The organism is Actinomycetospora sp. C-140 (assembly GCF_054796175.1).
Map to the genome: position 1 here is coordinate 257,810 of NZ_JBTWNF010000007.1, position 25,598 is coordinate 283,407.

A 25,598-nucleotide genomic window follows, 5' to 3' on the forward strand; every position below is an offset into this window, starting at 1 on the left:
ATCTCCTCAGTACGCAGGGACGAGGGGGCGGTCGGCCGGCTCGGGCTCCGCGGCGGCCGGGTCGTCCTCCGCCGTCCGCGCCACCCGCAGCACCAGGCGCACCCAGACGACCGCGAGCACGCCGTAGACCAGCGCGAACCCGGCCAGCGAGGCGACGATCTCGACCGGTGTCAGCCCCGGCGAGACGCCGTCGGCGGTGCGGAAGAGCCCGAAGACCAGCCACGGCTGGCGGGCGGTCTCGGTGAACAGCCAGCCGGCGGTGGCGGCGAGCGCGGGCAGCACCGGGACGGTCCAGAGCAGCCGCAGGAGCCACCGGTCGACGACGTGGCCCGCCGACAGCTCCCCGCCGCGCCGCAGCCGCCACAGGACCCACGCCGCCACGACGGTCGCCAGCACCCCGAAGCCGATCATGAAGCGGAAGCTCCAGTAGGCCATCGGCACCACCGGGACGTAGTCGCCCGGGCCGAACTGCGCGACGTACTGCGCCTGCAGGTCGTCGATCCCCTGGACCGTGCCGGTGAAGGTGCCGGTGGCCACGAACGAGAGCAGCCACGGCACGTCGAGGGAGAAGAACGGCTCCTTCGCGCCCGGTGCCCCCACAGCGAACAGCGAGAACGGTGCCCCGGACTGTGTCACGTACAGGGCCTCGGCCGCGGCCATCTTCATGGGCTGGACCGCGGTCATGACCTTGCCCAGCAGGTCGCCGGTCAGGGCCACCGCGGCGCCGGACACGAGCGTCGTCCACGCCCCGACCCGGGTCAGACGCACCCACTGCCCCGTGGCGTCCCCCCGCCGCATCCGGTACGCCCCGATCGCCAGCAGCAGCGCACCGCCGCCGGCGAAGGCCCCGGCGATGGTGTGCGGGAAGGCGGCGAGCACGACCTCGTTGGTCAGCAGGTCGGCGAAACTGCCCAGCCGCGCGCGGCCGGTCGCGGGGTCGAGCGTGTAGGCCACCGGGTTCTGCATGAACGCGTTCGCGGCGAGGATGACGTACGCCGAGATCAGCGTGCCGACCGCGACGATCCAGATGGTCGCCAGGTGCAGCGCGGGACGCAGCCGCCCCGCGCCGAACCACCACAGGCCCAGGAACGTGGCCTCCAGGAAGAAGGCGAGCATCCCCTCGATCGCCAGCGTCGGCCCGAAGACGTCCCCGTAGAACCGGGCGAAGGCCGACCAGGAGAGCCCGAACTGGAACTCCTGCACGAGGCCGGTGACGACGCCGACCGCGAACGTGATCATCAGCAGCTTGCCGACCAGCAGAGTCAGCCGCTGCCATCTCGGATCCCCCGTGCGGTGGGACACGGTCTGCAGCAGCGCCGTCAGCGTCGCCAATGAGATCGACAGCGGGACGAACAGGTAGTGGTACACGGTCACGACGGCGAACTGCAGTCGGGACAGCTCCAGTGCGGTCACGACGACCTCCCGTACCTACGACGCTGCGTCGTATCTACGACCAAGCGTAGTACGACGACTTGCGTTGGCAAGGGGATCCACGGCTAGGATGCGTGACGTGGCCCTGGGTGAGCTGGAGCGCGCGGTGATGGCGCAGCTGTGGGCCGCTCCCGGCCCCTTGACGGTCCGCGAGGTGCACGAGGGCCTCGAGCGGGAGCTCGCGTACACGACGGTGATGACGGTGCTCGGCCGGCTGGCCAAGAAGGGCGTCGTGCGCCAGGAGCGGGACGGCAAGGCCTACCGCTACGTCGCGGCCTCGACGCGCGAGCAGATGGCGGCCTCGCTCATGCTCGACGCGCTCGGCGACGTCGGCGAGGACCGCACCGCCGCGTTGGTGGCGTTCGTCGACCGCGTGGGCCCCGAGGAGGCCGCGGCCCTGCGGGCGGCCCTGCAGACCGGCCCTCCCCCACCCGCCGTGATCCCCGAGGTCCCCGAACCGCGTCACGACGGCGAGGATCGCGGCCCCGAGTCGTGATCTCGGCCGCATCGGGACCAGACTGATCGGTCATGGCCTCGGTGTGGCTGGCCGTGCTGGCGCTCGTGCTGGCCGGCCCCGTCCCCTCGGTACTGGCGCGCGCCCACTGGCCGCAGCGCGTCCCCCGGGCCGCCATCGTGCTGTGGCAGGCGATCGCCCTCGCCGCCGTGCTCGCCGCCGTGGGCAGCGCGCTCGCCGCGCCCGAGGAGCTGCTCCGTGCCCTGGGGCCCGAGGAACGCCGCGGGACCCCGATGGTCGTCGCCGTGGCGGTCGCCGCGACCCTCGCCGGCCTCATCGTGCTGCGCCTGCTCGGCGTGCTCGTGATGCTCGCCGTGCGCACCCGCCGGCGCCGCTCCCGGCACCGGGACATGGTCGACCTGCTCGACCGCGCCGAGCGCAGCGCCGCGGTCGGCGGGATCGGCGCGAAGACCGTGCTGCGCGTCCTCGACGGCGCGGTCCCGTTCGCCTACTGCCTGCCCGGACGGGCTCCCCGCGTGGTCGTCACCGGCGGCGCGCTGGACACCCTCGACGACGACGAGCTGCGCGCCGTCCTCGCCCACGAGCAGGCGCACCTCGACGCCCGCCACGACCTCGTCCGCGAGGGCTTCGTCGCCCTGCACCAGGCCTTCCCCGTGCTCGTGCGCAGCCGCCAGGCGCGCGACGCCGTCGGCCTGCTGCTCGAGATGCTCGCCGACGACGCCGGCCGGGCGCGGTGCTCGGACGCCGCCATGGCCGGGGCGCTCGAGGCGTTCGTCGCCACCGGGGACACCGAGGTCGCCGCCCGCCTCGAACGCGTCCGGGCCCGGCGCTGCGGCGGCCGCGCGCTGGCCACGGGCACCTACCTGGTCGCCGCCGCGGTGGTCGTCGTGCCGACGGTCGCCGTCGTCATCCCTTGGCTCTCTGCGGCCCTGCCGGCCGCCGGCCTCCTGCGGTAGCCGCCCTCCGAAGCAGCGAACGGGGCGTTCGTACGCGTAGAAGCAGCGAACGTCCAGCTGAGCACGCCGATAGGGCGTTCGCTGCGACAGACAGGTCAGCCCCGCACCGAGGCGACGACCTCGTCGGCGGCGGCGAAGGGGTCCAGCGCGCCGTCGACGACGCGCTCGGCCAGGGCGTCGAGGGCGGTCGAGCCGGCGAGGGACCGGATGCGGGCGCGCAGGTCGGCCAGGGCGATCGCCTCGATCTCGGCGCGGGCGCGGCGGCGGGGGCCCTCGGCGAGGCGGTCGTGGTCGGCCATCCAGGTGTGGTGGTCGTCGAGCGCGGCGACGAGGTCGCCGATCCCCTGCCCGGACGACGCCACGGTGCGCACGACCGGCACGCGCCACGACGGGCCCTTCTCCACCCGGTTGAGCGACATCATGTGCTGCAGCTCGCGCACGGTGGCGTCGGCGCCGTCCCGGTCGGCCTTGTTGACGGCGAAGACGTCGGCGACCTCGAGGATCCCCGCCTTGGCCGCCTGCACCCCGTCACCCATCCCGGGGGCCAGGAGCACGACCGTCGTGTCAGCCAGGGCGACGACCTCGACCTCCGACTGGCCCACCCCGACCGTCTCGACCAGGACCACGTCGCACCCGGCCGCGTCGAGCACCCGCAGCGCCTGCGGGGTGGCGGCCGCGAGGCCCCCGAGGTGCCCGCGGGTGGCCATCGACCGGATGAACACGCCCGGGTCGGTCGCGTGCTCGCTCATCCGCACCCGGTCGCCGAGCAGGGCACCGCCGGAGAAGGGCGAGCTGGGGTCGACGGCGAGCACGCCGACCCGCCTCCCGTCGGCGCGCAGCGCCGTGACCAGCGCCGACGTCGTCGTCGACTTGCCGACGCCGGGCGAGCCGGTGAGCCCCACGACCCGGGCGTGGCCGGTGTGCGGGGCCAGCGCCGCGGCGAGCTCGCGCAGGCGCGGGCTCCCGTCCTCCACCAGCGAGACGAGCTTGCCCACCGCGCGGGGCACGCCCTCGCGGGCGTCGGCGACCAGCCGCTCCAGGTCCTCCACGGCGCGGCAGGCTACCGATGCCGGCCCCGCCGCCCGTGCTTGGTAAATCGAGCGTGCGCTGCGTCACGGAGCGGACACTTCGATTCAGATGGTTACCCTGCCCGCCATGGCATCCGACGGGGCAACCGAGCGCCTGGCCGACAGCGGCATCACCACGATCGACCACGTGGGGATCGCCGTACCCGACCTCGACGCGGCCATCGCCTGGTACGCCGAGAACCTCGGCCTGGTGGCCACCCACCAGGAGACGAACGACGAGCAGGGCGTGCGGGAGGCGATGCTGCACGCACCCGGTGACGACGCCGGCCCCGCGGTGCAGCTGCTGGCGCCGCTCGACGAGTCGTCGACGATCGCCACGTTCATCGACCGCAACGGCCCCGGCCTCCAGCAGGTGGCCTACCGGGTGACCGACATCGAGAAGAGCACGGCGACCCTGCGCGAGAAGGGCCTGCGCCTGCTCTACGACGCCCCCCGGCGGGGCACGGCGGACTCGCGCGTCAACTTCGTGCACCCGAAGGACGCCGGCGGCGTGCTGGTCGAGCTCGTCGAGCCGGCCACCGACCACTGAAGGGCCGACCCGCTCACACCCCGGTCCCCAGGACTGTTACCGGTCGGTAGCCTCGCGCCACCGCACCACACCCGGAGGCAAGAACGTGCAGGACATCCGCGACGCCATCCTCGCCGACGACACCGCCGCCCTGAACGGAATCCCGGTCCCGGAGTCGTATCGAGGCATCACCGTCCACGCCGACGAGGCCGACATGTTCGAGGGGATGGCCTCGCGGGAGAAGGACCCCCGCAAGTCGCTGCACCTCGACGACGTCCCCACCCCGGAGGTCGCCCCCGGTGAGGCGCTGGTGGCCGTCATGGCCAGCGCCATCAACTACAACACCGTGTGGACCTCGATCTTCGAGCCGGTCTCCACGTTCAGCTTCCTGCGGCGCTACGGGAAGATCTCGCCGCTGGCCAAGCGCCACGACCTGCCCTACCACGTGGTCGGCTCCGACCTCGCCGGCGTCGTGCTCAAGACCGGCGAGGGCGTCCAGATGTGGAAGCCCGGCGACAAGGTCGTCGCGCACTGCCTGTCGGTCGAGCTCGAGGCCCCCGCCGGGCACGACGACACGATGATGGACCCCGAGCAGCGCATCTGGGGCTTCGAGACCAACTTCGGCGGGCTCGCCGAGCTGGCGCTGGTCAAGACCAACCAGCTCATGCCCAAGCCCGACCACCTGACCTGGGAGGAGGCCGCCTCCCCCGGGCTGGTCAACTCCACGGCCTACCGCCAGCTGGTCAGCCCGCACGGCGCGAACATGACCCAGGGCGACGTCGTGCTCATCTGGGGCGCCTCGGGCGGGCTGGGCTCCTACGCCACCCAGTTCGCGCTCAACGGCGGCGCCACCCCGGTGTGCGTGGTCTCCAGCCCCGAGAAGGCCGAGATCTGCCGCAAGATGGGCGCCGACCTGATCATCGACCGCTCCGCCGAGGGCTACAAGTTCTGGTCCGACCCCGAGACCCAGGACCCCCGCGAGTGGAAACGGTTCGGGCAGCGGATCCGTGAGCTGACCGGCGGCGACGACCCCGACATCGTCTTCGAGCACCCCGGCCGCGAGACCTTCGGCGCGAGCGTCTACGTCGCCAAGCGCGGCGGGACGATCGTGACCTGCGCGTCGACCTCCGGGTTCATGCACCAGTACGACAACCGCTACCTGTGGATGAACCTCAAGCGGATCATCGGATCGCACTTCGCGAACTACAAGGAGGCCTACCTGGCGAACCGCCTGGTGGCCCAGGGCGCGATCCACCCGACGGTCTCGCGGGTCTACCCGCTGCACGAGACCGGCGAGGCCGCCAACGACGTCCACCACAACAGCCACCAGGGCAAGGTCGGCGTCCTCGGGCTGGCGCCCGAGGAGGGCCTCGGGGTCACCAACACCGAGAAGCGCCAGCAGCACCTCGAGGGCATCAACCGCTTCCGTGGCGTCTAGCGGACGCACACGGGTCGAGCTCCGCTTCGCTACGTCTCCCCCGGCGTGTCGTCCGGACGGGTGGCCGCGTGTCGGTCACCCGTCCGTGATGCCGTCCCCGTCGCGCCGGTACCGTGAGGCTCATGGCCTCTGACGAGCACGAACTGTTGCCGCTGGGGACCGGCTTCGACGTCGTGCGCCGCGGGTACGACCGCGGTCAGGTCGAGGAGCACCTCGACCGCGTCGAGGCCGACCTGCGCATCCTCACGGCGGACCGCGACGCCGCCGTGTCGCAGGCGACCGAGCTCGCGCGCGCCCTCGACCACCACCGCGCGCACGTGGAGGACCTCCGCGCCCAGGTCGACCGGCTCTCGGCGCCGCCGGACACCATGGAGGGGCTCTCCGAACGCCTCCAGCGCATGCTGCGGCTCGCCCAGGACGAGACGCGCTCGATGCGCGAGGAGGCCGGCGAGGCCGCCCGCCGCGTGCGCGAGGAGGCCGACGACTACGCCCGGCGCACCGCCAACCAGGCCGACGAGCACGCCCGCGCCAAGATCGCCGAGGCCGACGACCACGCCCGCCGGACCGCCGAGCACGGCGACGAGCAGGCCCGCGCCACGGTCGACGAGGCGCACCGCCAGGCCCGCGAGATCCACGAGCGCGCCGAGGCCGAGGCCGAGGAGGCGCGGGGCCGCTACAACGAGGGCCTGGCCGACAACGACCGCCGTCGCCGCGCGATGGAGGACGAGCACCGCGGGGTGATGGACTCCGCCCGCGCCGACGTCACACGCCTGCGCCAGGACGCCGAGCACGAGCGCGACCGTCTCGACACGGAGGGCCGCGAGCGCCGCGACCAGGTCGAGAACGACTTCACCGTCGCCATGGCGGCCCGCCGGCGCGAGGCCATGCGCCAGCTCGAGGCCGACGAGCAGGCGTCGAAGGAGCGTGCGGAGAAGTACGTCAAGGACGCCTCCGACGAGGCCCGGCGCCGGCTGCGCGAGGCGGACGCCGAGGTCGCCGAGATGCGCCGCCTGCGCGACCGCGTCGGCCAGCAGCTCGCCACGCTGCGCTCGGCGCTCGGGGCGCTGCCCACCGTCGACGCGTTCCCCGACGAGGACGCCCCCGCCGGGCCGGTGCTGCCCGACCCGCCCGCCGCCGGTGCCCGGCCCTCCCCCAACGGCGAGTCGCGGGCCCAGGAGGACGACGGCGACCTGGGTGGTGCCGCCGCGCCCGAGCAGCGGAGCGCGACGACGAGTCGCTGACCGCGGGGACGACGGGGTCGCTAGGAGCGGCGCTCCCGGCGCCAGCAGCCGGTGTGCCAGTGCCGGCGCTCGGTGTCGCCGTCCCCGGTGTCGAGCTCGGCGTCCCACGCGACCACGTGCGGCGTCCCCGGCGGGATGTCCTGGTGGCACCCGGGGCAGACGTAGGTCTTCGTCGCCGCCGACCCGCTGATCGAGCGCACGACCCAGCCGCCCTCCTCGCGCAGCCAGCCGCCCCGCAGCGGCGGGGGGACGGGGTCGGGGCGAGGAGGGCGGCGGGACCGGCGGGCAGCCATGACCGGGGAACAGGCCTACTTCTTCTGGTAGTCCCGGAAGCCCTGGCCGGTCTTGCGGCCGAGACGCCCAGCGGTCACCAGGTGCTCCAGCAGCGGCGCCGGGGCGAAGCCGGGGACCCGGAACTCCTGGTAGAGCGAGCGCTCGATCGCGAGCGACACGTCGAGGCCGACGACGTCGAGCAGCGCGAACGGCCCCATCGGGAGCCCGCAGCCGTTCTTCATCGCCGAGTCGATGTCGTCGGCGGTGGCGTAGTTCGCCTCGAGCATCGCCGTCGCGTCGTTGAGGTACGGGAAGAGCAGCGCGTTGACGATGAAGCCCGCGCGGTCGCCGCAGAGCACCGGGTGCTTGCCGACCTTCGCCGTCACCGCCCGCACCGTCGACGTCACGTCCGGCGCGGTGGTGATCGGGCTGACGATCTCGACCAGCTTCATCACCGAGGCGGGGTTGAAGAAGTGCATGCCGACGACGTCGTCGGGGCGCTGGGTGGCGGCGGCGCACTCGACGACCGGCAGCGACGAGGTCGTGGTCGCGAGGATCGCGCCGGGCTTGACGACGTCGTCGAGCGCGCCGAACACGGCCTGCTTGACCTCGAGGTCCTCGGCGACGGCCTCGACGACCAGGTCGCAGCCCGCGAGGTCGTCGAACGTCGTCGTCGGACGGACGCGGGCGAGCGTCTCGTCCCGGGCCTGCTCGGAGAGCTTGCCCTTGACGACGGCCTTCTCCAGCGACTTGCGGATGCCGGCGACGACGCCCTCGCCCTTGGCCTCGGTGCGCGCCCGCACGATCACGTCGTAGCCGGACTTGGCGAACACCTCGGCGATGCCCGTGGCCATCGTGCCGGTGCCGACGACGCCGACCGTGGCGACGGTGCGCTGGTCGCCGGCCTCCTGCCCCGGGGGCGGCGGTGTGAGGGAGTCGGCGACGACCTCGGGCGAGCCCGGCGCCGCGTAGGTGTAGAAGCCGCGCCCGGACTTCCGGCCCAGCAGCCCCGCGGTGATCATCTGCTTGAGGACGGGGGCCGGCGCGTGGCGCTGGTTGCGCGACTGCCGGTACATCGTGTCGAGGATCTCGTAGGCGGTGTCGAGCCCGATGAGGTCCATGAGGGCCAGCGGGCCCATCGGGTAGCCGCAGCCGAAGCGCATGGCCGCGTCGAGGTCCTCGCGCCCGGCGTAGTGGGACTCGAACATCCCGACGGCCTGGTTGAGGTAGGTGAAGAGCAGGTTGTTGGCGATGAAGCCGGCGCGGTCGCCGCACACCACCGGGCTCTTGCCGAGCTGGACGGCGAGGCCGGTGACGTCGGAGAGCACCTCGGGGTCGGTGACGACGGTGCGCACGACCTCGACGAGCGCCTGGACCGGCGCCGGGTTGAAGAAGTGCATGCCGACGACCTGGTGCGGGCGCTCGGTGCGCACCGAGAGCTCCGTGATCGACAGCGACGAGGTGTTCGACGCGAAGATCGTCTCCGGGCCGCACACCTTGTCGAGCTTGGAGAACACGTCGGCCTTGAGCTCGAGGCGCTCGGGGACGGCCTCGACCACGAGGTCGACGTCGCCGAGGTCGTCGAGGTTGGTGCTGACGCGCACGCGGCCGAGCAGGGCCTCGCGGTCGTCGGCGGCGAGCTTCGAGCGGTCGACGGCCCGCTGGGTCGACGCCTCGAGCGTCTCGCGGCCCTTGGTGGCCGACGCCTCGTCGACCTCCACCGCGACGACCTCGATGCCGCCGCGGGCGAACACCTCGACGATCCCGGCTCCCATCGTGCCGAGACCGACCACTCCGACCCGGGCGAATTCGCGCGCCACGTCGAGACCTTCCTGCCGACGACCGTTGTCAGTACCGCTGCACGGGACACGCTCTCACCTGCCCCGGGGCGCGATCCTGCCATGGAGGGCGGCGTCTCACCCGGGCCCGACGGAGGGGTTCGTACCAGCGGGTAACTTGACCGTTCCGGTAGGGCGCGGCGCCCGGCGGGACAGGAGCGCGGCCCCGACCAGCGCCGCGAGGACGAACGCTCCCGCCGCGACCCCGAACCCCGCGGCGATCCCGGCCGGGGCGGCGGTCCGGCCCGGCTGCTCCCCGTCCGCCGCGATCACCACCGCGCCGATGACGGCGATGCCGAGCGTGCCGCCGAGCTGCCGGACCGTCTGGACCACCCCGGAGGCCTGGGTGCGCTCGGCGTTCGCCACCCGCGCGAGCGCGTCGGTGTTCGTCGGCGACAGCGTGAGCCCCAGACCGACGCCGACCAGGGCCATCCCCGGGGTCTGGGCCGCGTAGTCCAGGCCGGGCAGGGTGAGCAGCCAGACCACCGTGCCGACCGCGCAGAGCGCGAGGCCCGTGAGCACCGGGCCCCGCACGCCGGCCCGGTCGAACCACCGGCCGCCGACCTGGGCGGCCAGGGTCAGCGGCAGGATCAGCGGCAGCACCGCGAGCCCGGCCTGCATCGGCCCGAAGTCGAGCAGCTCCTGCAGGTAGATCGAGCTGTAGAGCACGAGCCCGAGCAGCCCGAACTGGACGAACCCCATGACGGCGGCCGCGCCCGTGAAGCCCCGGTCGGTGAACAGCCGCACGTGGATGAGCGGGTCCGGGCTGCGGACCTGCCGGACGACGAACCAGGCCGTGGCCGCGACGCCGGCGACCAGCAGGGCCATCACCCCCGGGGTCGGGCCGACCGTGCTGGCGGCCTGGATGGCGAACGTCGTCGCCGCCAGGCCCGCCACCACGAGCAGCACGTCGAGGGGCCGCACGCGGGTGCCCGGGACCCGTGCGGCGGGGACGGGCGCGATCGCGACGAGCACGAGCGTCGCGAGCCCGACCGGCACGTTGAGGAAGAACACCGCGCGCCACGACACGTACTCGGTGAGCAGCCCGCCGATCAGCGGGCCGAGCGCCACGAAGACCTGGCTGATGCCCGCGAAGATCGCCATCGCGCGTCCGCGCTCGCTGGGCCCGAACGCCGCGATGACGATCGCCGCCGAGACGGGCACCATCAGCGCCGCCCCCGCGCCCTGCAGGGTGCGGAAGGCGATGATCGTCGCCTCGCCCAGGGGGCCCGCCGGGGCGAGCCCGCAGCCGACGGACGCGAGGAAGAACAGGGTCACCCCGGACCGGAACGCGCGTCGCGGACCGAGCAGGTCCGCGGCCTTGCCCCCGAGGGCGACCAGGGCGGCGAGGGCCAGGACGTAGGCGTTGACCACCCACTGCTGCGCGCCCGGGGACAGCGCCAGCTCCCGGCCCATGGTCGGCAGCGCCACCGACACCACCGTCTGGTCCAGCATGATCATGGAGAGCGAGCCGGTCATGGCGACCAGCACGAGCCATCGCTTCGGGTCCCCGCCGGGCGCGCTCACCTGTCGCGCCCGCGCAGCTTCCAGCCGACCATCGCTGCGGCCGCGGGCAGCAGCGCGACACCGTGCGGCATGCCGGACACGGGCTCCGGGTCCGCCAGCGACGGGCGGGACCACGGCTCGTCGGTGCGACCGCCCGCCGGCCGCAGCCCGAGCTCGCCGAGCATGTTGACCGCCATCATCCCGCTGAACACGGGGTTCGGGTTCGGGCCGCCGCCGCCCAGCTCGGCGACCCGGCGGCCGAGGTCGGTCGTGAACTCGCCGGGGGCCACGGTGTCGTGCCCGCGCGTGATCTCCAGGGCGGCCTCCTGCAGCGCCACGACCTGGTCGAGGATGCCGTCGAGGTGCGCGACCGCGTCGGCCCCCCGCCGGACGGTGTCGTCGTGGCCCTCGGTGATCACCGAGACCGCGCCGTCGGCCGCCGCCGTGGCCACCGCGCCGAACACCGTCGCCAGCTTGAGCTGGTCGGCGTCGCGCATCGCGCCGCACGGGCCGTTGACCTCGTCCCCGAGGTGGACGAGACCGGCGTCCCGCAGGTGGACGATCACGTGGCCGGCACAGTGCCCCTGGCTGCGCAGCACCCGGACCGCGCCGTCGGCGAACGACCACCCCGTCATCCGCGCCGGGCCCAGCGACAGGCGTTCGAGCGGGCGCTCCTCGAGGACCCGCGTCGTCGCCCCGAACGGGTGCAGCGGCTGGAACAGCGACACGACCTTCTTCGCCGACAGCTCCGGGGGCGCGGGCATCGGGGCGACGCCGGCGAGGCGGTCGAACGCGCGCTCCCAGTAGGAGACCGGGTCGCACATCTGCTCGACGTCGCGGGCCGGGACCCAGTGCTCGGCGGTCACCCCGCGCTCGGCGGCGAGCTCGTCGACGAGGTCGTTGTTGCCGACGTGGTCGGTGTGCCCGTGGGTGGTGATCAGCAGCAGCCGCGACCACGGCCCGACCTGGTCGACGGCACGGCGCACGGCGTCCCGGAAGGCCGTGGTGACGCCGGTGTCGACGAGCACCAGGTACTCGCCGGTCCGGTGCACGAGCGCGTTCCCGACGTCGGGCTGCTCGTGGGCGACGTCGAGCTCCTGGCCGGTCACCAGGAGCGTCCGGTCGTCGACCCGGACGGTGTCACCGAGGGGCATGGCGGTCCTCTCGCCGGGGACGCCGCCGGCCGGCCTCCCCCGCAGGGACCGCGCGTCAGGTGATCAGCGCCTCCGACCGTAGAGCACGCTGACCAGCCCGGCGAGAATCTTCACGATCCAGCCCGGGCGATCGAACGTCATGATGTTGACGCTGCGGAACCGGCGCTCGGAGATCGCGAGCGGGCGCGTGAACTCGCGCAGCCCGTCGACGCCGTGGATGCGCCCGAAGCCGGAGTCGCCGACGCCGCCGAAGGGCAGCGACGGGATGCCGGCGAAGGCGATGACGCCGTTGACCGACACCATCCCGGCGCGCAGGCGGCGTGCGACGTCGTGGCCGCGCTTCGTCGCGAACACCGAGGCCCCGAGCCCGTAGCGCGAAGCGTTGGCGCGTTCCACGGCCTCGTCGATGTCGCGGACGCGGTTGACCACGACGGTCGGGCCGAAGGTCTCGTCGGTGACGGCCGTGGAGTCCTCCGGCACGTCGGCGAGCACGACGGGCTCGACGTAGGGCGCGCGCACCGAGTCGCGGCCGCCCACCACGGCGCGCCCGCCCCGGGCGAGCGCGTCGTCGATCTGGCCGGAGATGATCCCGAGCTGCGAGGGCATCGTGATCGGCCCGTACTGGGAGTCCGCGGCCCCGCCCGGCGCGACGGTCGCGGCGCGGCGCGCGATCCGGTCGAGCAGGTCCTCGGCGACCTCGTCGACGACGTAGACGCGCTCGACGCCGACGCAGGTCTGGCCGGCGTTGGACATGGCGCCCCACACCACGGCCGCCGCCGCGTCGTCGAGGTCGGCGTCGGCGTCCACGAGCAGCGCGTCCTTGCCGCCGCACTCGACGAGCACCGGTGTCAGGCGCTCGGCGCACGTGGCCATGACCTTCTTCGCGGTGGCCGTCGAGCCGGTGAACGCGACCTTGTCGACCCCGGCCCGGCACAGCGCCGCGCCCGTCTCGCCCTCCCCGGTGACGAGCTGGAACACCTGGTCGCCGCCGTCACCGACCGCCTCGGCGAAGCTGTCGACGAGCCACTTCCCGACGCCGGGGGTGAGCTCGCTGGGCTTGAACACCACGGTGTTGCCGGCCGACAGGGCGTAGACGATCGAGCCCATCGGCGTGAACACCGGGTAGTTCCACGGCCCAAGCACCCCGATGACACCCAGCGGCGGGTACTCGACAGTGGCCTTGTGGTTGATCATCAGCAGGCCGGCGGCGGCGTTGCGCGGCCCGAGCACCTTCTCCGCGTGCGTCGCGGCCCAGTGCAGGTGGTCGAGCGCGAGGATCCCCTCGATCCGCGCGTCGTCCATCGGCTTGCCGGTCTCGCGACTGACCACCGCGGCGAGCTCCTCGCGCCGGCGGTCGATCAGCTGGCGCCACGCCGCGAGCTTGCGGGCGCGGCCGTCGAACCCGAGGTCGGCCCACCACCGCGCCGCGCGCCGCGCCCGGGCGACCGTCGCCTCGACCTGCTCGGGCGTGTGCCGCGGATAGGACGCGATCACCTCGCCGGACCGGGGGTCGAGGGAGTCGAACGTCTCCTGCGCCGAGGCCGCGGGCACCGACACCGCGTCGCGGGTGCTCGTCATGCCCGGAATCTACCCATGAGTAGCGGTCAGGCGCGACTGCCACGAGGTTGTCAGCGAAGTGCCGTCGCAGACACTCAGCGTCCGTATCGGTACTTCGATCACTCGAGATGCGCGCGGATGCGGTCGGCGGTCGCATCGAGACCCGCGCGGTCCGGGCGGGTCCAGTCGGCGTGCAGACGCAGACCGTCGCCGGCGCGCCGGGCGATGACGTGCAGGTGCACGTGCCACACCGTCTGCCAGGCCACCGCCCCGTCGGCCAGCAGGAGGTTCACGCCGTCGGCGAGCCCCGCGTCGCGCAGCCCCTGCGCCACCCGGCGCGCGAGCGACCAGACCGCGGCCCCGTCGGCGTCGTCGACCTCGGCGAGCGAGGCCGCGTGGGACCGGGGCACGACGAGCACGTGGCCGGGCGTGACCGGCTGCAGGTCGAGGAACGCGACACACCGCTCGGTCGACGCGACGGTGCTGGCCTCGGCGCGACCGTCGACGATGCGGCAGAAGACGCACTCGCCGTCGATCTCGGCGGGGACGCCATCACCGCGTGCCGGGCGCCGGGTCCACCTCACGGCCACATCAGAACAGCCGGAACTCGTCGACCTCGGCGCCGCGCAGGGCGTCGTAGTCGAGCGTCACGCACCGGATGCCCCGGTCGGTGGCCAGCGTCCGGGCCTGCGGCTTGATCTGCTGTGCCGCGAACACCCCGGCCACCGGCGTCAGCAGCGGGTCGCGGTTGAGCAGCTCGAGGTAGCGGGTCAGCTGCTCGACGCCGTCGATCTCGCCGCGGCGCTTGATCTCCACGGCCACCGAGGCGCCCTCGGCGTCGCGGCAGAGCAGGTCGACCGGGCCGATCGCGGTCGGGTACTCGCGGCGCACCAGGGTCCAGCCGTCCCCGAGCGTCGTGACGTGCTGGGCGAGCAGCTGCTGCAGGTGCGCCTCGACGCCGTCCTTGACCAGACCCGGGTCGAGGCCCAGCTCGTGGGACGAGTCGTGCTGGATCTCCTCGAGGGTGATCGTCAGCGTCTCGTCGGCCTTGTTGCGCACCGTCCAGACGCCGGGGGCCTCGGTGAGCCAGCACGGCGGGCTCATCCAGTTCAGCGGCTTGTAGGCGCGGTCGTCGGCGTGGACGCTGACGGATCCGTCGGCCTTCACCAGCAGCAGGCGCAGCGCGCTCGGCAGGTGCGCGGTCAGGCGACCGTCGTAGTCGACGGTGCAGCGGGCGATGACGAGTCGCACGCGGACAGTCTGGCGGGAGGCGTCAGGACCGGTTGGTGGGGGTGCCCGACGGCGCGCTGGACGACAGGTTCGCCGAGCGCTCGAGCTCGTCGAGGAACGTGTCCACCGACTGGTGCTTGGCCTCGTCGCTGCCGAGCTCGGACTTCACGAGTCGGTCCGAGAGCGCGACGGAGTGGCTGCCGAGCTCGGACTTCAGCTCGCGGATGACCTGGAGGCGCGCGTTCTCGAGGGCCTCCTCGCCGCGGCGGCGGGTGCGCTCCGCCTCCTCCTCGGCCTTCTGCCGGATCTCCTCGATGATCCGGTCGGCGTCGGCGCGGGCGTCGTCGCGGATGCGGGAGGCGTCGTGCTCGGCGTCCTTGATGGCCTGCGCGTACTTCTGCTGCGCGGCCTCGAGGCGCTCGCGGGCGGCCTTGGAGTCCTCCACCTGCTGGCGGATCTGCTCCTCGCGGTTCTGCGTCATCGTGCGCAGCGGCGGCAGCACGTAGCGGTACAGCAGGTAGCCGATGATCAGGATTCCGACGATCTCGGCGATAATCGTGCTCATATGGCGGCGCGCTCTCCCGTCGGTGCCCGTCACTGCGCTCGTGCGGGCTCACCCTAGCAACCCGGCACTGATGATGATCGGGCACGATCTGCTGGCCGTGGAGACGAGCGCGAGCCGGCAGGTCTACGCGAACCCCTGGATGACCGTCCGCGAGGACGCGATCCGCCGCCCCGACGGCACCGAGGGGATCTACGGCGTGGTCGACAAGCCCGACTACGCGCTGGTCCTGGCCCTCCAGGACGACCACCTCGCCATGGTCGAGCAGTTCCGCTACCCGCTCGGGCTGCGGCGCTGGGAGTTCCCCCAGGGCACCGCGCCCGACCGCGCCGAGATGCCGCCCGAGGAGCTGGCGGCCCGCGAGCTCCGGGAGGAGACGGGCCTGCGGGCGGGCGCGTTCACCTACCTCGGCCTGCTCGACGTCGCCCCCGGCCTGTCCTCCCAGCGGGGCCGCGCGTTCCTGGCCACCGACCTCACGGCCGGCGAGCCCGACCGCGAGGAGACCGAGGCCGACATGCGCTTCGCCTGGGTGTCGCGGGCGGAGTTCGAGGCCCGCGCCCGCGGCGGCGAGATCACCGACGCGCAGACCCTCGCCGCCTACGCCCTGTTGATGCTCCGGGGCGACTGACGGGCACAGGGGAACGGGCACAGGGGAACGGGCACAGTGGGGGCATGTCGCTGGTGCGTCTCGGTCCGCTGTCGGTGCCCACGCCGGGCGAGGTGGTCGAGAACGGCCGCACGTTCGCGGGCTGGGTCGGCGACGTCGTCGACGTCGGCGCCCGGCTGCCGGGACGCGTCGACGCGCTGCTCGACGAGGTGACCCGCCTGGTCGGCGTGCTGGGTGTCCTGGCGGGGCGCGTCGAGGGCCTGGTCGACCGCGCCGACGGCATCGTCGGACGGATCGACGGCGTCATCGCCGAGGCCGGGCGCATCACCGACGGGGCGAACGAGGTCGTCGGCTCCGCGCGCACGATCACGAGCGGCGCCGAGGAGGTCGTCGGCAGCGCTCGCAAGATCACCCTGGGAGCGGAGGAGGTCGTCGGCTCCGCACGCTCGATCACCAGCGGCGCCGACGAGGTCGTCGGCTCGGCCCGCCTGATCACCTCGGGCGCCGAGGAGGTCGTGACGTCGGCGCGCGGGATCACCAGCGGGGCGAGTGAGGTCGTCGACGCCGCGCGCTCCATCACCAGCGGCGCCGAGGGCGTCGTCGGCGACGCCCGGTCCATCACCGAGGGCGCGCGGGAGATCGTCGAGGGCGCCGGCGCCACGAGCCGCTCGGCCCAGGAGCTGCTGGACCTCTACCGGCCGATGCTCGAGCGCGGCGCTCCGCTGGCCGGGAAGTTCGTCGACGAGCTGAGCCCGGAGGAGGTCGACGCGGCGATCAAGCTGGTCGACCAGATGCCGCAGCTCACCGAACACATGGTCACCGACATCATGCCGATCCTCGCCACCCTGGACCGCGTCGGACCGGATCTGCACGAGCTGCTCGACGTCACCAAGGACCTCCGCCAGGCCATCGACGGCATCCCCGGCTTCTCGTTCCTCAAGCGCCGCGGCGCCCGCGACGACGACGAGTAGCACTCACCCGGGGATCACCGCCTGGGTCTGGGTCGTCCGGGCGACGAGGCGGCCGCGGTCGTCGGTGAGGTCGGTCTGCACGACGACCTGGGTGCGGCCGCGGTGCACCGGGCGCGCCGTGGCCCGCACGTCGGAGCCCGACACCGCGCGCAGCAGGTGCGTGCCGGACTGCGTCGTCGCCGTGCGGGCGCCGGGCGGGAGGCCGAGGAACGCACAGACCGCGCCGGTGGTGTCCGCGAGCGTCATGATCGCGCCGCCGTGCAGCAGCCCGCCGAGGGTCGTGTGCGTGTCGGACCAGGGCAGGACCGCGACGGCCTCGTCGGCGTCGGCGGTCTCGATCCGGATCCCGAGGGCGGCGGCGAAGGGCATGGCGGCGACGAGCTCGGCGGGGGTCACGGGCACCAGCGTCGACCCGCGCGGCGCTGATCGTCCATGACCCGCGAGGTCATCGACCCGGCTACCGCGTCGCGGTCAGGGTTCTCCCCGTCACCCCGACGAAGGAGGACCCATGGAGACCATCGACCGCTACCTCGCCGCCTGGAACGCGACCGACCCCGCCGCCCGCCGGGAGGCGATCGCCGCCGTCTTCACCCCCGACGCCCGCTACGTCGACCCGCTGGCCGACGTCACCGGGCACGACGGCGTCGACGCCCTCATCGCCGGCGCGCAGCAGCAGTTCGCGGGCCTGGAGTTCTCCCGCGGCGAGCTGGTGGACGCCCACCACGACGTCGTCCGGTTCACCTGGCACCTCGGGCCCGCGGGCGCCGAGCCCGTGGTGATCGGCTTCGACGTCGCCGAGGTCGCCGAGGACGGCCGCCTGCGGCGGGTCCACGGCTTCCTGGACAAGGTGCCCAGCCAGAATCAGGTGTGACGAGGTCAGGACCCCGCGACCGGCGCCGGCGAGGAGGCGGCGGAGTCGAGCCCGTTCGCCTCCCGCACGACGTCGACGAACTCGCCCATGATCCCGGTAAGCGAGTAGGTCTTCGGCGTGACGACGCGCTGCACGCCGAGGCGCTGCAGCTGCTCGGCGTCGTCGGGCGGGATGATGCCGCCGACGACGACGGGGATGTCGTCGGCGCCGGCGCGGGCCAGCCCGTCGAGCACCGCGGGCACGACCTCGAGGTGCGAGCCCGAGAGCACCGACAGGCCCACGACGTGCACGCCCTCCTGGACGGCGGCCGCGACGATCTCGGCGGGCGTCAGCCGGATGCCCTGGTAGATCACCTCGAACCCGGCGTCGCGGGCGCGCACGGCGATCTGCTCGGCGCCGTTGGAGTGGCCGTCGAGCCCCGGCTTGCCGACGAGCATGCGCAGGGCGGACGTGCCCATCTCCTCGGCGGTCGCGCGGACGCGGGCGCGGACCGCGGCGAGCTCCTCGGGGGCCTCGCCGGAGCCCGAGGACGCCGCCGAGACGCCGGTCGGCGCGCGGTAGGAGCCGAAGACGTCGCGCAGGGCGGCGGCCCACTCCCCCGTCGTCACGCCGGCCTTCGCGCACGCGAGCGTGGCCTCCATGAGGTTCTCGTCGGTGCCCGCGGCCTCGCGCAGGCGGGCGAGCGCCGTGTCGGCCGCGTCCTGGTCACGCGACGCGCGCCACTCCTGCACCGCGCGGGCCGCCTCGTCCTCGACCGACTTCTCGACCGTGAAGATCGCGTCCGCGCCCTCGGCCTGCAGCGGGCTGGGCTCGGTGGAGGTGAACTTGTTGACGCCGACGACCGTGTCCTCGCCGGACTCCAGGCGCAGGCGCCGCTGGGCCAGCGAGGACACCAGCTGCGACTTCATGTAGCCGGAGTCGACCGCGGGCACCGCCCCGCCCATCTCGGCGACCTTGGCCATCTCCGCGCGGGCACCCTCGACGATCGCGCCGGTCTTGGCCTCCATGACGTGCGAGCCGGCGAAGACGTCGTCGTGGTCGAGCAGGTCGGTCTCGTAGGCCAGCACCTGCTGCATCCGCAGCGCCCACTGCTGGTCCCACGGGCGCGGCAGGCCGAGGGCCTCGTTCCACGCGGGGAGCTGCACCGCGCGGGCCCGGGCGTCCTTGGACAGCGTCACCGCGAGCATCTCGAGCACGATGCGCTGGACGTTGTTCTCGGGCTGGGCCTCGGTGAGCCCCAGCGAGTTGACCTGCACGCCGTAGCGGAACCGCCGCATCTTGGGGTCGGTGACGCCGTAGCGCTCGCGGCAGAGCTCGTCCCAGAGCTGGGCGAACGCGCGGAGCTTCGCGATCTCCTCGATGAAGTGCAGCCCGGCGTTGACGAAGAACGAGATGCGCCCGACGACCGTGCCGAAGTCCTCCTCCGGCACCTGGCCGGAGTCGCGGACCGCATCGAGCACGGCGATCGCGGTCGAGAGCGTGTACGCGACCTCCTGCGTCGGCGTCGCTCCGGCCTCCTGCAGGTGGTAGCTGCAGATGTTGATCGGGTTCCACTTCGGGACGTTCGTGTAGGTCCAGGCGATCATGTCGGTGATCAGCCGGACGCTCGGCGCTGGCGGGAACGCGTAGGTCCCGCGCGAGAGGTACTCCTTGACGATGTCGTTCTGCGTGGTGCCGGCCAGCTTCGCGCGGTCGGCGCCCTGCTCGTCGGCGACGGTGACGTAGAGCGCGAGCATCCACATCGCCGTCGCGTTGATCGTCATCGAGGTGTTGGCCTCGTCCAGCGGGATGTCGTCGAACAGCGCCCGCATGTCCCCGAGGTGCGACACCGGGACGCCGACCTTGCCGACCTCGCCCTTCGCCAGCTCGGCGTCGGGGTCGTAGCCGGTCTGCGTGGGCAGGTCGAAGGCGACCGAGAGCCCGGTCTGACCCTTCTCGAGGTTGCGCCGGTAGAGCTCGTTCGAGGCCCGCGCCGACGAGTGGCCGGCGTAGGTCCGCATGACCCACGGCCGGTCGCGGGAGTCGTCGCTGGGGTAGGGCACGTCGAGCACCTCCGTGCGTACGGCGTCACCGAGCGGATGACCCGCTGATGTTACCGACGGGTCGGGACGTGGGGTCGCCGTGCGGGATGCCGTCAGCCACAGGATCGGTCAGGTAGCGACGCAGCGCACCGGCGCCGGAGCGTCCACACTGGCGGGATGGTCGGCGACATCACCCCGATTCTCCTGGCGATCTCGCTGCTCATCCTGCTCGCGGGCGTCCTGCGCTACACGTTCGGCCGCGGCCCCACCGGCGCGCTGCCCGACGAGAACGGCGACCTGGGCCTGCTCGAGACCGTCGCCACCGTCCCCACCCGCGAGGCCGCCGACGTGCTCGTCGCGAAGCTGGCACGCGAGAAGGTGCGGGTGACGGTGAGCCGCGGCGAGGACGGCTGGCGCCTGCTCGCCTTCCCGGCCGACGCCGACGACGCCCGCCTGGCCCTCCACGACATGTGAGCGAACTTCGGGGCTATAGCACCAAAGTTCGCTCACGTAGGCGTCAGCGGACCGGTGGCGCCACGATCCGCTCGATGGCGCCGCCGAGGGCGGCGAGGTTCTCGACGAACAGCGGGTAGCCGCGGTCGATGTGGGCGACGTCCCAGACCTCGGTGTCGCCGTCCGCGCACAGGCCCGCGAGCACGAGGCCCGCGCCGGCCCGGATGTCCGAGGCCCACACCGGCGCCGACGACAGGCGCCGCACCCCGCGGACGACGGCGTGGTGCCCGTCAGTGCGGGCGTCCGCGCCCAGGCGGACCATCTCCTCGACGAACCGGAAGCGCCCCTCGAACACGTTCTCGGTGATCATCGAGGTGCCCTCGGAGATGGCCGAGAGGGCGATGGCCATGGGCTGCAGGTCGGTGGCGAAGCCCGGGTAGGGCAGCGTCACCCAGTCCACCGAGCGCGGCCGGCCGCCCATCACCACGCGGAAGCCGTCGGCGTTCGCCGAGACCTCGGCGCCGGCCTGCCCGAGGCGGTCGAGCACGAGGTCGAGGTGGTGGGGGTCGACGCCGTGGACGGTGACGTCCCCGCCGGCCATCGCGGCCGCGAAGCCCCAGGTCGCGCCGACGATCCGGTCGCCGATGACCCGGTGCGTGGTGGGCGTGAGCGCGCCGCCGCCGTGCACCGTGAGCGTCGAGGTCCCGCCGCCCTCGATCTTGGCGCCCATCTGCTGGAGCATCGTCACGAGATCGACGATCTCGGGCTCCCGGGCCGCGTTGTCGATCACTGTGGTGCCCTCGGCGAACACCGCGGCCATGAGGATGTTCTCGGTGGCCCCGACGCTCGGGAAGTCGAGCCAGATCTGGGCGCCGCGCAGGGTCTCCGCGCCCGCGACGACGCAGCCGTGGTTGATCTCGCTCGACGCGCCGAGCAGGCGCAGCCCGGCCTGGTGCATGTCCAGCGGGCGCGAGCCGATCGCGTCGCCGCCGGGCAGCGGCACCACCGCGCGGCGGCAGCGGGCGACCAGCGGCCCGAGCACGCACACCGAGGCGCGCAGCCGGGAGACCGACCGGTAGTCGGCCTCGGGCGCCAGCTCGCGGGGCACGTCGATCGTCACCGTGTCGCCCGCCACGGCCACCGCGCACCCGAGGCTGCGCAGCACGTCGGCCATGAGGGGGACGTCGAGGATCTCCGGGCAGTTGGTGATGACGGTCCGGCCCTCGGCCAGCAGCGCGGCCGCCATCAGCTTGAGCACGCTGTTCTTGGCGCCGACGACGTCGACCGCGCCCTCGAGCGGCCCGGAGCCGCGCACCACGAAGTGCTCGTTCATCGCGCGGGGACGCTACCCGCCCACCGGCGAGGCCCCGTCGGCGGAGCGCTGTGCGTCCGAACGGACGGGGCGGCGGGGCACGACCATGGGGGTCCCCGTCTCCGGGTCGGGCAGCACGCGGCAGGCCAGCCCGAAGACGTCGGTGACGAGCTCCTCGGTGACCACCTCGCCGGGTGGCCCGCTCGCGGCGACGACCCCACCGGGGCGCAGGGCGACGACGTACGTGGCGTAGCGGGCGGCCTGGTCGAGGTCGTGCAGCACGGCGACGAGGGTGCGCCCCAGCTCGGCGTGCAGGCGCGCGCACAGCTCGAGCACGTCGACCTGGGTGGCGATGTCCAGGTAGGTGGTCGGCTCGTCGAGCAGCAGGATCGGCGTCTCCTGGGCCAGGGCCATCGCGAGCCACACCCGCTGGCGCTGGCCGCCGGAGAGCTCGTCGACCAGGCGTGGCGCCAGGTCCGCGACGTTCGTCAGCGCCATGGCCTCGGCGACGGCCACCTCGTCGTCGTCCGACCACTGCTTGAGCAGCTGCTGGTGGGGATAGCGCCCGCGCGCGACGAGGTCGCCGACCGTGATGCCGCCGGGCGCGGTGGCGGTCTGGGGCAGCAGGCCGAGGCGGCGCGCGACCTCCTTGGACCGGTAGCTCGCGATCGACTCCCCGTCGAGCAGCACCGTGCCGGCCTTCGGGGCCAGCACCCGCGCCAGGGCCGCGAGCAAGGTCGACTTGCCGCACGCGTTCGGGCCGACGATGACGGTGAACGAGCCGTCCGGGATCGCGACCGAGAGGTCCCGGGCCACGGTGCGGCCCTCGTAGCCCAGCGTCACGTCCTGCGTCTGCAGGCGGGTCACGCTGCTCCCTCCGAGATCATGTCGTGCTCCCCCGCCACAGGCGCACCAGCAGCGCGACGAGGTAGAGCCCGCCGACGAGGCCGGTCGCGATGCCGACCGGCAGCGGGACCGGGGCGAGCAGGCGGGTCACGGCGAGGTCGCTGACCACGAGCAGCGCCGCCCCGACCAGCGCGCTGGGCACGAGCACCGGGGTGGCCGCCCGGGTCAGGCTCCGGGCGATCTGCGGTGCCGCGAGGGCGAGGAACGGGATCGGGCCCGCCGCGGCGACGGCCGCGGCGGCCAGGCCCACGGCGCCGAGCAGCAGCACCGTGCGCGTGCGGCCGACGTCGATGCCGAGCGCGCCGGCCGGCCGGTCGCCGAGCTCCAGCAGCGCGAGCCGCCGCGCCCAGCCGAGCAGGACCGGCAGCAGCACGACCAGCACGACGGCGAGGGCGACGACCTGCGACCAGCCGCGGTTGCCGAGGTCGCCGAGCAGCCACGCCTGGGCGTCGACGGCGGTCTGCAGGACGGCCGTGGTGATCAGCCAGCTGTTCACCGCGAGCAGCGCCGCGCCGATGCCGATCCCGATCAGCACCATGCGCAGGCCCTGCGTGCCCCGGCCGGCTGAGAGGGTCACCACGACCAGCGCCGTGACGACGCCGCCGATCAGCGCGCCCACCGACGAGCCGAGCGTCCCGGCCCCGAGCACGATGATCGCGACGAGCGCGCCCGTCGACGCGCCGGTGGTGAACCCGATGACGTCGGGGCTGCCCAGGGCGTTGCGCGAGAGGCTCTGCAGCACCGCACCGCTGACCGCGAGCGCCACGCCGACGCCGATCGCGAGCAGCAGGCGCGGCAGCCGCAGGGTGAGCACGACGAACTCGGTCGCCCGGCTGCCCTGGCCCACCAGCGTCTCGCCGACCTCGCCGAGCGTCAGCGGGAACTCGCCGGTGGTCATCGACACCACGGCCCCGACCACGACCACCAGCGCCGCGACCGCGCCCACGACCACCGAGCGGGGCCCGACGCGCAGCGAGACGCGGCCCCCCGCGAGGCGGACGAGGCGTCCGGTGACCGGGGGCGCGCTCACACGCCCACCAGCCGGCGCCTGCGGCACAGGGCCACGAACACGGGGACGCCGAGCACGGCCGTCGTGACGCCCACCTGGATCTCCCCGGGCGGGGCGACGACGCGCCCGACGACGTCGGCGACCAACAGCACGATCGCGCCCAGGACGGCGGTGTAGGGCAGCAGCCAGCGGTGGACGGGTCCGACGAGGAAGCGCACCACGTGCGGGACCGCCAGCCCGAGGAAGGCGATCGGCCCGACCGCCGCGGTCGCGGCGCCGGCCAGGACGGTGACGACGGCGCCCGCGAGCACCCGCGTGCGCTCCACGTCCAGCCCGAGCGCCCGGCCGGCGCGGTCGCCGAGCGCCAGCGTGTCGAGCGCGCGCGCCATCGCGAACGCCGCGAGGACGCCGACGGCGACGAACGGGGCGACGGCGACGAGCACGTCGAGCCCGCGCCCGGACAGCGAGCCGAGGTTCCAGAACCGGAACGAGTCGAAGGTGCGCGGCGAGAGCACGAGGGCCGCGTTGACCAGCGCGATGAGCACGGCGGTCACCGCGGCGCCCGCGAGCACCAGGCGGTCCGGCGTCCCGGAGGCACGCCCGGTCGCGCCGAGCACGTGCACCACCGCCATCGCCACGGCCGCCCCGACGAGCCCGAACCAGACGTAGCCCGTGATCGTGCCGACCCCGAACACGCCGATCGCGGCGACGACGGCGGCCGCGGCGCCGGCGTTCACGCCGAGCAGGCCCGGGTCGGCCAGCGGGTTGCGCGACAGGCCCTGCATCACCGCGCCGGCGAGCCCGAGCGCGGCGCCGACGGCCAGCGCGAGCAGGCCGCGCGGCACGCGCAGCTCGCGCACGATGGCCGCCTCGGTGCCGTCGCCGGCGCCGGGCCCGCCCCACAGCAGCGCCCACGACTGGGTGAGGCCGATGTCGCGGGAGCCCAACCCGATGCTCACGAGGAGCACGAGCAGGGCGACGCCCACGAGCGCGAGCAGGCCGAACCCGCGGGCGGCGGCGCCCGTCCGCGACCCGGGCCGCGACCCGCGTGGCCCGGCACCGGCGTCCGGCGCGCGGGCGTGATCCACCACCACGGCGCGCAGCCTAACGCGTTAGGGTTGCCTACCCTCAGGGTGTCCGGAATGTCGTCCCACGTCAGGAGTCCGTGTGTCCCCCCGCCCGCTCGACCGGCTCCTCGTCGCCGTCGGCACCGCCGCCCTGCTCCTCCTCGCGGCCTGCGGCAGCGGTGGCGGCGCCCCGAGCGGCGCCCCGCCCGGCTCGCAGGTCGGCACGGCGTACCCGGCGACGATCGACACGCAGTTCGGTCCCGTGACGATCGACGAACCGCCGCAGCGGATCGTGGCGCTGGGCTGGTCGGACGCGGAGACCGCGCTGGTGCTCGGCGTGCAGCCCGTCGGCGCGTCGGACTGGCTCGGGTCCGGCGGCACGGGCGTCGGCCCGTGGTCGCCGCCCTACACGACGCCGCCCACGATCCTCGGCACCACGCAGCTCGACTACGAGGCCGTCGCCGCCCTGCGCCCCGACCTCATCCTCGACACCCGCTCCTCGGGCGACCGTCAGCGCTACGACACGCTCTCGCGCATCGCGCCGACCGTCGGCCCGCCGCCGGGGCTCGCGGCCGCGTACGGCACGACGTGGCGCCAGCAGATGGACATGGTCTCCCGCGCGCTGGGCAAGCCCCAGGAGGGCGCGCAGCAGATCGCCGGGCTCGAGGAGAAGTTCCGGGCGACGACCGCCGCCGACCCGGTGTTCGCTAGCAAGGCGGCCGGGGTCGGGGCGTTCTTCGGCGGCCAGTGGGGCGCCTACGTCCCCGGCGACGCGCGCGTCGACGTCATGAGCGGGCTCGGGTTCCGCACCCCGCCGCAGATCGCGGCGCTCGCCCCGCAGGCCGCCGGCTCGTTCTACGTCTCGCTGTCCGGCGAGCAGGTCGGCCTGCTGTCCTCCGACCTCACCGTCGTCTTCCCGATCAACGCGAGCGCCGACGCGATCCGCACCGACCCGGTGCTCTCCCGCACGCCGGCGGCCCAGGCCGGTCACCTCGTGGTCCTCGACGACAAGACCACCAGCGACGCGTTCTCGTCCGGCTCGGTGCCGGGCACCGCGGCGGCGCTCGACCGCGCCGCCCCGCTCTTCGCGCAGGCCCTGAACCGATGAGGGCATCCCTACACTG

26 protein-coding genes are annotated in these 25,598 nt (G+C 73.9%); 10 read left to right on the forward strand and 16 right to left on the reverse strand.

Annotated elements, in window-relative coordinates; genetic code table 11:
* Positions 1 to 6: 6 nt before the first annotated feature.
* Positions 7 to 1,413 carry a cytochrome ubiquinol oxidase subunit I gene (locus tag ACR9E3_RS14390; RefSeq protein ID WP_460380972.1) on the reverse strand — a complete coding sequence of 469 codons (1,407 nt, stop codon included), beginning with the start codon at positions 1,411 to 1,413 and terminating at the stop codon, positions 7 to 9.
* An 88-nt stretch (positions 1,414 to 1,501) separates the two neighbouring features.
* On the opposite strand from ACR9E3_RS14390, the gene ACR9E3_RS14395 reads away from it, so the two are divergent.
* Complete coding sequence (locus ACR9E3_RS14395) at positions 1,502 to 1,927, forward strand: BlaI/MecI/CopY family transcriptional regulator (RefSeq protein WP_285656166.1); 426 nt, start codon at positions 1,502 to 1,504, stop codon at positions 1,925 to 1,927.
* Between the two features lie 32 nt (positions 1,928 to 1,959).
* Positions 1,960 to 2,862, forward strand: a complete 903-nt coding sequence (locus ACR9E3_RS14400; RefSeq protein ID WP_460380973.1) for a M56 family metallopeptidase — start codon at positions 1,960 to 1,962, stop codon at positions 2,860 to 2,862.
* Between the two features lie 95 nt (positions 2,863 to 2,957).
* On the opposite strand, the gene meaB is transcribed toward ACR9E3_RS14400, so the two are convergent.
* On the reverse strand, positions 2,958 to 3,911 hold the full coding sequence (gene meaB, locus ACR9E3_RS14405) for a methylmalonyl Co-A mutase-associated GTPase MeaB (protein WP_460380974.1): 954 nt from the start codon (positions 3,909 to 3,911) through the stop codon (positions 2,958 to 2,960).
* A gap of 106 nt (positions 3,912 to 4,017) precedes the next feature.
* Between meaB and mce the strand changes: the two genes are divergently transcribed.
* The 3 genes from mce (at position 4,018) to ACR9E3_RS14420 (ending at position 7,137) form a co-directional block, all read left to right on the forward strand.
* Complete coding sequence (gene mce, locus ACR9E3_RS14410) at positions 4,018 to 4,479, forward strand: methylmalonyl-CoA epimerase (RefSeq protein ID WP_460380975.1); 462 nt, start codon at positions 4,018 to 4,020, stop codon at positions 4,477 to 4,479.
* Between the two features lie 85 nt (positions 4,480 to 4,564).
* On the forward strand, positions 4,565 to 5,896 hold the full coding sequence (gene ccrA, locus ACR9E3_RS14415) for a crotonyl-CoA carboxylase/reductase (RefSeq protein WP_460380976.1): 1,332 nt from the start codon (positions 4,565 to 4,567) through the stop codon (positions 5,894 to 5,896).
* A 122-nt stretch (positions 5,897 to 6,018) separates the two neighbouring features.
* On the forward strand, positions 6,019 to 7,137 hold the full coding sequence (locus ACR9E3_RS14420; protein ID WP_460380977.1) for a DivIVA domain-containing protein: 1,119 nt from the start codon (positions 6,019 to 6,021) through the stop codon (positions 7,135 to 7,137).
* Positions 7,138 to 7,157: 20 nt separating this feature from the next.
* Here the strand turns inward: ACR9E3_RS14420 and ACR9E3_RS14425 are convergent, their stop codons facing one another.
* The 8 genes from ACR9E3_RS14425 to atpF all read right to left on the reverse strand — a co-directional run bounded on the left by ACR9E3_RS14425 (position 7,158) and on the right by atpF (position 15,260).
* Positions 7,158 to 7,430 carry a hypothetical protein gene (locus ACR9E3_RS14425; protein WP_460380978.1) on the reverse strand — a complete coding sequence of 91 codons (273 nt, stop codon included), beginning with the start codon at positions 7,428 to 7,430 and terminating at the stop codon, positions 7,158 to 7,160.
* A 15-nt stretch (positions 7,431 to 7,445) separates the two neighbouring features.
* Entirely contained in the window at positions 7,446 to 9,230 is a 1,785-nt protein-coding gene (locus ACR9E3_RS14430) for a 3-hydroxyacyl-CoA dehydrogenase family protein (protein ID WP_460380979.1), read from the reverse strand.
* Positions 9,231 to 9,326: 96 nt separating this feature from the next.
* The gene (locus ACR9E3_RS14435) at positions 9,327 to 10,775 is read right to left on the reverse strand and encodes a DHA2 family efflux MFS transporter permease subunit (RefSeq protein ID WP_460380980.1); all 1,449 of its coding nucleotides are present in this window, start codon (positions 10,773 to 10,775) and stop codon (positions 9,327 to 9,329) included.
* Positions 10,772 to 11,908, reverse strand: a complete 1,137-nt coding sequence (locus tag ACR9E3_RS14440) for an MBL fold metallo-hydrolase (protein WP_460380981.1) — start codon at positions 11,906 to 11,908, stop codon at positions 10,772 to 10,774. The genes ACR9E3_RS14435 and ACR9E3_RS14440 overlap by 4 nt, the downstream gene beginning before the upstream one ends.
* A 63-nt stretch (positions 11,909 to 11,971) precedes the next feature.
* Entirely contained in the window at positions 11,972 to 13,486 is a 1,515-nt protein-coding gene (locus tag ACR9E3_RS14445) for an aldehyde dehydrogenase family protein (protein WP_460380982.1), read from the reverse strand.
* Positions 13,487 to 13,584: 98 nt separating this feature from the next.
* Complete coding sequence (locus ACR9E3_RS14450; protein ID WP_460380983.1) at positions 13,585 to 14,049, reverse strand: HIT family protein; 465 nt, start codon at positions 14,047 to 14,049, stop codon at positions 13,585 to 13,587.
* 7 nt (positions 14,050 to 14,056) lie between these two features.
* A complete protein-coding gene (gene nucS / locus ACR9E3_RS14455) occupies positions 14,057 to 14,716 on the reverse strand; it encodes an endonuclease NucS (RefSeq protein ID WP_460380984.1) in 660 nt (219 codons plus the stop codon).
* 22 nt (positions 14,717 to 14,738) lie between these two features.
* A complete protein-coding gene (gene atpF / locus ACR9E3_RS14460; protein WP_460380985.1) occupies positions 14,739 to 15,260 on the reverse strand; it encodes a F0F1 ATP synthase subunit B in 522 nt (173 codons plus the stop codon).
* A gap of 97 nt (positions 15,261 to 15,357) precedes the next feature.
* On the opposite strand from atpF, the gene ACR9E3_RS14465 reads away from it, so the two are divergent.
* Positions 15,358 to 15,885: an NUDIX domain-containing protein gene (locus ACR9E3_RS14465; protein ID WP_460380986.1), complete on the forward strand. Its 528-nt coding sequence runs from the start codon at positions 15,358 to 15,360 to the stop codon at positions 15,883 to 15,885.
* A 44-nt stretch (positions 15,886 to 15,929) separates the two neighbouring features.
* Entirely contained in the window at positions 15,930 to 16,835 is a 906-nt protein-coding gene (locus ACR9E3_RS14470; RefSeq protein ID WP_460380987.1) for a hypothetical protein, read from the forward strand.
* A 3-nt stretch (positions 16,836 to 16,838) separates the two neighbouring features.
* On the opposite strand, the gene ACR9E3_RS14475 is transcribed toward ACR9E3_RS14470, so the two are convergent.
* On the reverse strand, positions 16,839 to 17,231 hold the full coding sequence (locus ACR9E3_RS14475) for a PaaI family thioesterase (protein WP_460380988.1): 393 nt from the start codon (positions 17,229 to 17,231) through the stop codon (positions 16,839 to 16,841).
* 112 nt (positions 17,232 to 17,343) lie between these two features.
* Between ACR9E3_RS14475 and ACR9E3_RS14480 the strand changes: the two genes are divergently transcribed.
* Positions 17,344 to 17,706, forward strand: coding sequence for a nuclear transport factor 2 family protein (locus ACR9E3_RS14480; protein ID WP_460380989.1), 363 nt, complete (start codon positions 17,344 to 17,346; stop codon positions 17,704 to 17,706).
* Between the two features lie 5 nt (positions 17,707 to 17,711).
* Here the strand turns inward: ACR9E3_RS14480 and ACR9E3_RS14485 are convergent, their stop codons facing one another.
* On the reverse strand, positions 17,712 to 19,748 hold the full coding sequence (locus ACR9E3_RS14485) for a protein meaA (protein WP_460380990.1): 2,037 nt from the start codon (positions 19,746 to 19,748) through the stop codon (positions 17,712 to 17,714).
* Between the two features lie 156 nt (positions 19,749 to 19,904).
* Between ACR9E3_RS14485 and ACR9E3_RS14490 the strand changes: the two genes are divergently transcribed.
* Positions 19,905 to 20,201 (forward strand): hypothetical protein, encoded by a 297-nt coding sequence (locus ACR9E3_RS14490; RefSeq protein WP_460380991.1) that lies wholly within the window; start codon positions 19,905 to 19,907, stop codon positions 20,199 to 20,201.
* A gap of 43 nt (positions 20,202 to 20,244) precedes the next feature.
* On the opposite strand, the gene murA is transcribed toward ACR9E3_RS14490, so the two are convergent.
* Genes murA through ACR9E3_RS14510 form a run of 4 tightly spaced genes read right to left on the reverse strand, consistent with a single transcriptional unit; the run spans position 20,245 to position 24,498 of the window.
* Positions 20,245 to 21,513, reverse strand: a complete 1,269-nt coding sequence (gene murA / locus ACR9E3_RS14495) for a UDP-N-acetylglucosamine 1-carboxyvinyltransferase (protein WP_460380992.1) — start codon at positions 21,511 to 21,513, stop codon at positions 20,245 to 20,247.
* 12 nt (positions 21,514 to 21,525) lie between these two features.
* Positions 21,526 to 22,359 (reverse strand): ABC transporter ATP-binding protein, encoded by an 834-nt coding sequence (locus tag ACR9E3_RS14500; protein ID WP_460380993.1) that lies wholly within the window; start codon positions 22,357 to 22,359, stop codon positions 21,526 to 21,528.
* A 16-nt stretch (positions 22,360 to 22,375) separates the two neighbouring features.
* On the reverse strand, positions 22,376 to 23,428 hold the full coding sequence (locus tag ACR9E3_RS14505; protein ID WP_460380994.1) for a FecCD family ABC transporter permease: 1,053 nt from the start codon (positions 23,426 to 23,428) through the stop codon (positions 22,376 to 22,378).
* Positions 23,425 to 24,498 (reverse strand): FecCD family ABC transporter permease, encoded by a 1,074-nt coding sequence (locus ACR9E3_RS14510; protein ID WP_460381015.1) that lies wholly within the window; start codon positions 24,496 to 24,498, stop codon positions 23,425 to 23,427. Before ACR9E3_RS14510 ends, ACR9E3_RS14505 begins: the two co-directional genes overlap by 4 nt.
* A gap of 76 nt (positions 24,499 to 24,574) precedes the next feature.
* Here ACR9E3_RS14510 and ACR9E3_RS14515 point away from each other — a divergent pair, with 76 nt between their 5' ends.
* Positions 24,575 to 25,582 carry an iron-siderophore ABC transporter substrate-binding protein gene (locus tag ACR9E3_RS14515; RefSeq protein WP_460380995.1) on the forward strand — a complete coding sequence of 336 codons (1,008 nt, stop codon included), beginning with the start codon at positions 24,575 to 24,577 and terminating at the stop codon, positions 25,580 to 25,582.
* Positions 25,583 to 25,598: the final 16 nt, after the last annotated feature.

Coding starts and splice junctions, on each gene's coding strand:
- ACR9E3_RS14395 (WP_285656166.1), top strand. CDS start 1,502: ATGCGTGACGTGGCCCTGGGTGAGCTGGAGCGCGCGGTGATGGCGCAG.
- ACR9E3_RS14400 (WP_460380973.1), top strand. CDS start 1,960: ATGGCCTCGGTGTGGCTGGCCGTGCTGGCGCTCGTGCTGGCCGGCCCC.
- mce (WP_460380975.1), top strand. CDS start 4,018: ATGGCATCCGACGGGGCAACCGAGCGCCTGGCCGACAGCGGCATCACC.
- ACR9E3_RS14420 (WP_460380977.1), top strand. CDS start 6,019: ATGGCCTCTGACGAGCACGAACTGTTGCCGCTGGGGACCGGCTTCGAC.
- ACR9E3_RS14425 (WP_460380978.1), bottom strand. CDS start 7,430: ATGGCTGCCCGCCGGTCCCGCCGCCCTCCTCGCCCCGACCCCGTCCCC.
- ACR9E3_RS14440 (WP_460380981.1), bottom strand. CDS start 11,908: ATGCCCCTCGGTGACACCGTCCGGGTCGACGACCGGACGCTCCTGGTG.
- ACR9E3_RS14445 (WP_460380982.1), bottom strand. CDS start 13,486: ATGACGAGCACCCGCGACGCGGTGTCGGTGCCCGCGGCCTCGGCGCAG.
- atpF (WP_460380985.1), bottom strand. CDS start 15,260: ATGAGCACGATTATCGCCGAGATCGTCGGAATCCTGATCATCGGCTAC.
- ACR9E3_RS14470 (WP_460380987.1), top strand. CDS start 15,930: ATGTCGCTGGTGCGTCTCGGTCCGCTGTCGGTGCCCACGCCGGGCGAG.
- ACR9E3_RS14480 (WP_460380989.1), top strand. CDS start 17,344: ATGGAGACCATCGACCGCTACCTCGCCGCCTGGAACGCGACCGACCCC.
- ACR9E3_RS14490 (WP_460380991.1), top strand. CDS start 19,905: ATGGTCGGCGACATCACCCCGATTCTCCTGGCGATCTCGCTGCTCATC.
- murA (WP_460380992.1), bottom strand. CDS start 21,513: ATGAACGAGCACTTCGTGGTGCGCGGCTCCGGGCCGCTCGAGGGCGCG.